Source organism: Ginsengibacter sp., from assembly GCF_057362405.1.
Window position 1 is genome coordinate 1 of record NZ_JBMQQG010000263.1, and the last position, 7,480, is coordinate 7,480.

General features: G+C 40.4%; 6 protein-coding genes. 1 reads left to right on the forward strand and 5 read right to left on the reverse strand.

Annotated features, from left to right (window positions below; translation table 11 throughout):
• The 3 genes from ACO1O5_RS21845 to ACO1O5_RS21855 form a co-directional block, all read right to left on the reverse strand.
• The coding region (locus ACO1O5_RS21845) for an FtsW/RodA/SpoVE family cell cycle protein (RefSeq protein ID WP_486274080.1) at nucleotides 1–2,243 on the reverse strand (2,243 nt) is incomplete at its 3' end.
• 3 nt (nucleotides 2,244–2,246) lie between these two features.
• On the reverse strand, nucleotides 2,247–3,635 hold the full coding sequence (locus ACO1O5_RS21850) for a PP2C family protein-serine/threonine phosphatase (protein WP_486274082.1): 1,389 nt from the start codon (nucleotides 3,633–3,635) through the stop codon (nucleotides 2,247–2,249).
• An 89-nt stretch (nucleotides 3,636–3,724) separates the two neighbouring features.
• Nucleotides 3,725–4,675 carry a hypothetical protein gene (locus tag ACO1O5_RS21855; protein ID WP_486274084.1) on the reverse strand — a complete coding sequence of 317 codons (951 nt, stop codon included), beginning with the start codon at nucleotides 4,673–4,675 and terminating at the stop codon, nucleotides 3,725–3,727.
• A 539-nt stretch (nucleotides 4,676–5,214) separates the two neighbouring features.
• Between ACO1O5_RS21855 and ACO1O5_RS21860 the strand changes: the two genes are divergently transcribed.
• The gene (locus ACO1O5_RS21860) at nucleotides 5,215–5,670 is read left to right on the forward strand and encodes a nucleotidyl transferase family protein (protein ID WP_486274085.1); all 456 of its coding nucleotides are present in this window, start codon (nucleotides 5,215–5,217) and stop codon (nucleotides 5,668–5,670) included.
• Between the two features lie 319 nt (nucleotides 5,671–5,989).
• Here the strand turns inward: ACO1O5_RS21860 and ACO1O5_RS21865 are convergent, their stop codons facing one another.
• Nucleotides 5,990–6,985 carry a GRP family sugar transporter gene (locus tag ACO1O5_RS21865; protein ID WP_486274087.1) on the reverse strand — a complete coding sequence of 332 codons (996 nt, stop codon included), beginning with the start codon at nucleotides 6,983–6,985 and terminating at the stop codon, nucleotides 5,990–5,992.
• 20 nt (nucleotides 6,986–7,005) lie between these two features.
• Nucleotides 7,006–7,480, reverse strand: a 475-nt coding sequence (locus tag ACO1O5_RS21870) for a PfkB family carbohydrate kinase (RefSeq protein WP_486274089.1), incomplete at its 5' end; no start/stop codon positions are given.

The following is a 7,480-nucleotide window of genomic DNA, read 5'->3' on the forward strand; positions in this document are numbered from 1 at the left end:
ATCATACTGCACAGCAATGACGTGCCTCCATAACTGGTAAATGGTAAAGCTACTCCCGATAAAGGAAGCGCCCCGGTTGAACCACCCGCAATCAATAAAAACTGAACAAACAAGCCGATGCCAGCTCCTGCGCATAGATAAAATAAAAAGGGAGGGCCCGCTTGTCGTCCTATGATGATAGAACGGTGTAACAATACGAGGAATAAAATAAAAATACAAGTGATACCTGCCCAGCCAAATTCTTCACCGATTGCAGGAAGTATCATATCAGTGTGTGCTTCAGGAATCGTCCTGGCAAAACCTTCACCGGCGCCTTGACCGGTAATGCCGCCGGTGGATATAGCCCAGATGCCATTGGCTACCTGGTCTCCGCCATATACCTGGTTGTTCCACGGATCCGACCAAATGGCTTTCCTGTCCACCAGCCTTTGTATGGGACCAGGAATTACTTTGGCCAGCACCGGAATTTTATCCAGTAATAAAAACCCGCTTACTACCACCAATGCCATCACAGCTGACTCGCTAAGTTTCTTTTTTGCAATAAGCATGTATAAAGCAAGCGCTGCCACCGTAATACCGGTTGCTATCCACACATTTTTAAAAATCCATGTAGCGAGAGCATATAAAATCATTGCCGCTACCACCTGCATAAAATCGCCGCGGGAAAAAGAAAAAAGTATAATGAAAGTGAAGCAACAGATGATTGCTGGTCCAAGATCGCCTATTATGAGGAATAATAAAATAGTTGCCACTATGGCCATTACTGAAAAAGCGAAGTATGATATTCGTTTATTAAATGATGGATATTCTGATATAAACTTTTCATTGAGGGCAAAGAAACCGCCAAGGAAAAGGATCACCATATATTTTACAATCTCGCTTGGCTGAAATCCAAAGAGATTTACTTTAACACCGCTGCCTTCCGGTCCGGTACCGAACAAAATGGTAAGGCATAATAATCCCATTGCTGCCAGCGCCCACGGCCAGCCGTTAGCAGCTTTACGGTTATTTTTAAAAATAAATAAGCGGAACATGCCGGAATCGGGCGTAAACTTTTTCAGGTTAACAAACTGGAACACGAGTATAGCAGCCATCCCGATGCAGAAATAAATAAAGGTGCTTTTCACCAGGAAGCGATCACGTAAAGGGTCTTGTAAACTGAATAAGGTTATAAATGATAACCCGGTTAATATCATAATTACCGGCAATAATAACTGGTCGGTGTTTGGTGAATGGATCGAAAAGATAAGGTGCAACAAAAGAAAGGATGCAAAAAATGTGATGACGATAATCCGGAACCATTCGGTTACTTCGGTTGGAGTTCTTACAATGAATGCCTTTTCTTTCTTAAGTGTATTGAAATCCTTTGCAGAAAAAAGCGTCATTGTATGTGGCGACTCAACGAAATTAAAAGTGGCGTTGCTTCGTAATTTCTCAACACCTTTTGAACGTCCGAATTCGTAACCCGGATGCAGCGGAATGATATCATAAGACTTGTTTGCCGGCAAACCTGAAAAAATGTAATTGCCTGAAGCATCGGTACGGGCATACGCATTAAATGAAAGCAACTGCAGATTTTTGGCGGTGTCGCGAATGAATACTTTTCTAACGCCATTCTTAAATTGAATGATATTATTTTCATCATCATCACTCGCATTACTGCTATCCTGTGGTACTAATAACCGGAGCCTTAGTAAAACACCGGCAGCAGATTGTCCGTCCTTCTTTTTAATAGTACCTGAAATATGATAACTCCCTAAGGCAACATCTGTTTGTGAGGAAACCTGTAATGGATGTTTTCTCTCTTTTGCAAATGTGGTGGAATCGGCCGCAGAAAATCCCAGCAGATCTCTTGATAGTTCCACGCGATGTTTGAAAGATTTTCCTCCTTTCAGGAAAGCGTCATCGGCATCAACAAAATATTGCTTTTTGTTTAAGGTGCCTATGTTGTCTATCGTTGACCCCGGTTCTTTTGCTGCCGCCACGGATGTCGCAATAAAAGCAATGTCTTTTGGATCTTCAAAATACATTCCTTTTTTCAGCAGTTCCGTCATCGCATCGGCGGTATTGCCTGCATTCAAGTTGATCATAGTACCATTCTCAACACGGCTATCCACTTCTGCAAAATCACGTTGCAACACCGTGAAGAGTTTCCAGAAAAGCAAAGTCATAATAACACCAATAAGCACGAGACAAAGGCGTTCTGTTTTTCTGTTGCCAACCCGTGGAACTGCATTTGACATGGCTTATTTGAGTTTTGATTTCGTGATAAATATGGAATCTTTAAATCTCCCGGAGACAACCGAGTCGGGAAGAGATACCAAATACTGCACAGGTACGCGGCAATTAATAAAGCGCACATGCCTGAACGTTATATTATTCTTTTGAACCACCATTCCTACATCAAAATTTTCAAATACAACACTGTCCAACACGACATTCTTAGCGGTAGCATTGATGATAAAAGCCGGGCCCTTATACAAAGCATCGGCTGTAATAACAGTTCCTTTGCCGGAAAGATGAAAACTATCCTTCCTAATAACTATCGGTTCTGTTAATTCAAACCTTGTGTTCCGCCGAGCGAATGCATAATTTTTTGAAGAATCATTTACATGTGCAATCAATTGCAGCAATTGCTCATCTTTTTCCTTTTCTTTTTTAACTGGCATAATGGCGGCCACTGTTGATGTGTTTTTTTGAAATCCTACCGTTATAAAAATGGCTGCGATTACAATGAACAGCACTGCTAAAAAGGCAATCGTGTTTTGTTTGTTTTTCTTTGGGGGATTACGTTTTTCATTGGGTACGGATTTATTTGTCTCAAAGGGTGTTGCGATTTTGTTTTTTTTTCTTTCAACAGATACCGGTTCGGATTTTTGTTTCGGCCAATTATTATTTTCAACCAACACCGCCGTTATGTTGTCATTTCCTCCCGCATCATTAGCCGCGTCAACTAACGCTTTCGCTTTTGCACTGAGGCTTTTTTCAGAGGTTAATACCTCCATGATCGAACCGGAGCTGATCATATCCGTAAGGCCATCGCTGCACAACAAGAGGAGGTCGCCCGGAAGAAAAGGAGATTCACCAGTCTCGATAAAATCTTCAGGTGTATCGATATCTTCTTCAAAGCCTAATGCCTTTGTGATCTCGTTGCGTCTTGGATGACGCATGGCTTCTTCTTCTGATAACCGTCCCGATTCTTCCAGGAAGCCCACGACAGAATGATCCCTGGATATTTTTACGAGCGAATCGTCTCTCAGCAGGTAAATTCTTGTGTCGCCAACATGTGCATACCAGCATTTATTATTGTGTATATCAGCCACAACGCACGTTAATACGCAGGCCATTTGATCGTGTACACCCGTTTCCTTTTTTTCGTCATTTATTTTTCCATTGGCAGCAATGATCGCATGACGAAGGGAGTCAATAACATCTTCAGCAATGTTTTCCAGGCTCTCCATAATAACAGCACTTGCGATTCCCGCAGCGATATCTCCGCCATCGTAGCCGCCCACACCATCGATAACGCCGGCTACAAGAAAGCGTCCATCGCTGGTTTCCCGGGAAAAGAATGTATCCTCATTCTTCTCCCGGCGTTTGCCCTTATCCGTTATGCCATAAAAGTATTCAGCCATTTTTGTGCGTTTGCTTAATGTCGGAAAAATGTGCTATAAGTAATACAATGCTGATAACCAACAATCCTATCGCCAATATTTTATCCATACTATACTTTGAAAATGTTGATTGATACAATTCCGTTCAATACAATCTTCGAGTTCATAGGAAGATCTGTCCAAAAAGGCGCATCCTGGTAACTGTTCTTCACTTCGTTTTCATTTACAATAGTTCTTTCACCAAAAGAAGCCAGGAAGAATTTATCTGTAGTTTTATCATATCGGATGGAAAGATGCGGAGAGGAAACCCATTCTGACGGAATACGGAAAATGCCTGCCAACCCTGGCTTTTCATCAATACCGGCAACAGTTAATGCTTCATCTTTAATTAAATATTCAACCTTTTTACCGGCAAATTCTTTCTCCGGCAGGGTTGCTTCCAGGCGTGCAAAATATTTTGGCCTGGCATTATCATTCATATCGCCTAATACAAGCGTGTCCTGCCATGGAATTTCGTAATACCCATCGCTGTAATAAGTGAAATCCTTTAAAATCTCATCCGCAATGTCAAACGTTTGGGCAATACCTGTTTGGCGCGGAATGAACGTTACACGAAGATTTTCTTCCTTCTGCTGAATGTTGCCCGGCAACAATTTTCCAATAAAACTCTTGTCACCTTTCTCATAATCAGGATGCGACACGAATCTGAAAACCCATTTGTTAGCCGAAGCTGTAACCTTTTTGCCCTTTTGCCTGTATTCCTGTAGAATAGTATAGAATGCCTTTACAGATTCTTTTATGATGAGTGAAAAAATGCCCCGGTTATTGTCCATGAATTTATTGTAGTCCGGGGGACTAAAGCAGATAATATATTCATGATAAAATATGATGCGGTCTGCAAATGAAAGTTCATCAATGGAGTCGCGGAATTTTTCTATGATATACTTATATACAAGGTCGGGTTTCATGGAAGGCGCTTCCGTAAACCCTGTTTCTTTTTTAAGAAACCAACTTTGTACACCGGAACGTTGCCAGAACGTGGGTTTGGTAGCTACAGGCATGGGCTGATCTTTTGGTTTTACTGGTGATAAATATTTTGTTCGACCCAAAAAAATGCATGGCGATACTTCTATCACTCATAACATTTCCTTAAAATTTTGAACAGTAAAAAATTGCGAGGCCGGGTAGTTTATTTAAAGTAAAAACTTTTTTATAGGCAGAAGAAGGTTTAGAATTAGTAATGAATCACAGCCTGATATTGTTATTCCTTTTTATTGACGCAATGAAATTAACAGTTGATTTCTTAAAGCTTTGCCAAAGCTGGTAGTTAATTTAGTGAAGAAAATCTTAAAAAAGTCTGTAGTCTCTTAATGTGTAAAGTTCTTTAGCTGTTTATTGCTATATCAAAAATTAGTTATGGAAATATTCCGTATTCCCAAAAATTGGTTTGACAATTTGCTTTCATCATTTGATACTAACTTAGTTCTTTCACATAACTTAAATTATCCCAACCGGGGTTAGATTCTATGGTTACGTATATGCCTGCTTGTTATAACAAATTAAGTTTTACTATTTTAGTGCAACAGCAAAACTACAATTTATGAAAGAGCTTACACTTACATTTACAGAAGACGAATACCTCTTGCTGGCCAGGATGCTGAACTTTGCCCAATGGGTAGTACCGGGCCCTGAATATGACGATTTTGATAAAGTAAACAAAATTTATAACGACGTATGTAAAAAAGGATTTTATGAGCTTCCGGAAACAGAAAGCTTCAGGGAGATGGGCGAATTGAATTTTACCCCTTTTGATATCTCAGATGACATGTCTGACGAAACTGAAGCGATAATAGAATTATTTAATATTAAAACGCTGCAGGAACATTTGCCTTATAGCCTCGCGGACAGGGATTTTGAAGAGATGTATGGCCGCCTTGAACCAGAAGTTATAGTGAGCGATTCCAAATTATTGGGGGCGATGAAAGGTTTGCAAAAAAAATATATTGAGGAATTTGGCAAATATGGTGTTACTCATTTACGACTTGAAGAACGCTAAAGGTTTCCCATGTTAGGGTTTTTTGTCCCGCCGGGTTTCCCGCTCACAAATCTCCTAAATTAAAATCAGCTTGCGGGAACCCCGATGGCGAAGGGACTTAAACAAATCTGAAGCCTGGCTTTCTTTTCGTATTAACTTCGTTTAGGCGTCTGGGTTACACGTATAGTATTTTAACAATTTGAACTTTGCACTGTGTAAACTTCCGGGACGGGAATATTCTTTAACAAGAAAATTTTTAAACTCTCAGGGCTTTTTTATTTCAGATGATCTCTGTTAGCATTGCTTACAATAATCTCTTAGAAGAAAGCTAAAGCAAAATTTATTTTGAAACTATAATCATTGCTAACCCTGCTATGTATAAAAGCAGCATAATATTCAACATAGATTTGGTACCGCCGGGCGCTTTATCAAATTCTTTCCAAACATAAATACCCCAAAGTGCTGCTACAACTGTCGCACCCTGGCCTAATCCGTAAGAGATAGCAGGGCCGGCTTCACCTGAAGCAATAATACTTAGCGACATACCGACACTCCATATAGCACCTCCGAGAATACCGATGAAGTGATCTTTAGCGTTGCCTTTAAAATAATCAGTAAATGAAACCGGTGAGCCGGCAAACGGATACTTCATCTGAATTGAGTTGAAAAGAAAACTACTGAATACAATACCGACAGAAAAAATTACCAGCGCAGTATAGGGTGTAAGTTCTCCCGCTTCCGGCACATTGAAATTGCTTACCATTGAGCCTGCAACATATTTATAAAACAAACCCATTAAACACCCGCTTACTACTGAAAGAATCAATCCCTTTTTTGAAACTTTTGCTGAAGTAGATTGCAATTTTTGATAGGCTCTTGCATTAAGTATAATAGCTAATGCGATTAAAGCAACACCACCAAAAATCAATACTGGATTGCCCTGCGGATTTGAAATATAGTTTACAATTACACCCAACACCAAAGCAATGCCGATACCAACCGGAAACGCAACAGACATGCCTGCAATTCCAATAGCTGCCACCAATAAGATGTTAGCTAAATTAAAAATTACGCCACCAGCAAAAGATGAAAGTATGTTACTTATATCAGCCTGCTTAATATCTTCAATAAAAGGCCTGCCTTCACTGCCAGTGCTTCCCAAAGTAAATGCCAGGAGGAGAGTAGCCAATAAAATGCCGAACCCATAATCCCAATAAAAAAGTTCGAACCGCCAGGTTGTGCTGGTAAGCTTTGTTGTATTGGCCCAGGAACCCCAGCAGAACATGGTAATAACGCAGAGCACTATTGCAAGTCCGTAATTTTCTACAATGTACATAAGCCGCTTTTTTGGTTTGGTTAAATTAGTATTTCACTTCTATGCGGAACCGAAGATTGTGCTCCTAATCTTGTTACAGAGAGAGAAGCAGCTGCAACGGCGAATTGTATTGCATTCTCCCACGGCATATTTTCGGTTATGGCCACCGTTAGTGCACCGCTGAAGGTGTCACCCGCAGCAGTTGTGTCCACGGCCCGTACAAACGGTGCGTTGATTTTTAGTTTTACATTTTTATTTTGAAAAAAGGCTCCTTGCTTCCCTAAAGTGACGATCACATTTTGAACTCCTTTATTGAGAAAGATTTCAGCAGCCTGTGATGCTGTTTCTTCATCAACAACTTTTATCGCGGTAAGCAAGGAAGCTTCTGTTTCATTAGGAGTAATGAGGAACAATCCTTTCAACAATTCATCATCAAGTTCCTGTGCAGGCGCCGGGTTGATAATTACTTTTAGATTATTTGACTTCGCAATTTTTGTTACCTCAATAATGGTCTCC

What these genes read in the sequence shown, in the direction of transcription:
- ACO1O5_RS21850 (WP_486274082.1), bottom strand. Translation starts at nt 3,635, where the DNA reads ATGGCTGAATACTTTTATGGCATAACGGATAAGGGCAAACGCCGGGAG.
- ACO1O5_RS21855 (WP_486274084.1), bottom strand. Translation starts at nt 4,675, where the DNA reads ATGCCTGTAGCTACCAAACCCACGTTCTGGCAACGTTCCGGTGTACAA.
- ACO1O5_RS21860 (WP_486274085.1), top strand. Translation starts at nt 5,215, where the DNA reads ATGAAAGAGCTTACACTTACATTTACAGAAGACGAATACCTCTTGCTG.
- ACO1O5_RS21865 (WP_486274087.1), bottom strand. Translation starts at nt 6,985, where the DNA reads ATGTACATTGTAGAAAATTACGGACTTGCAATAGTGCTCTGCGTTATT.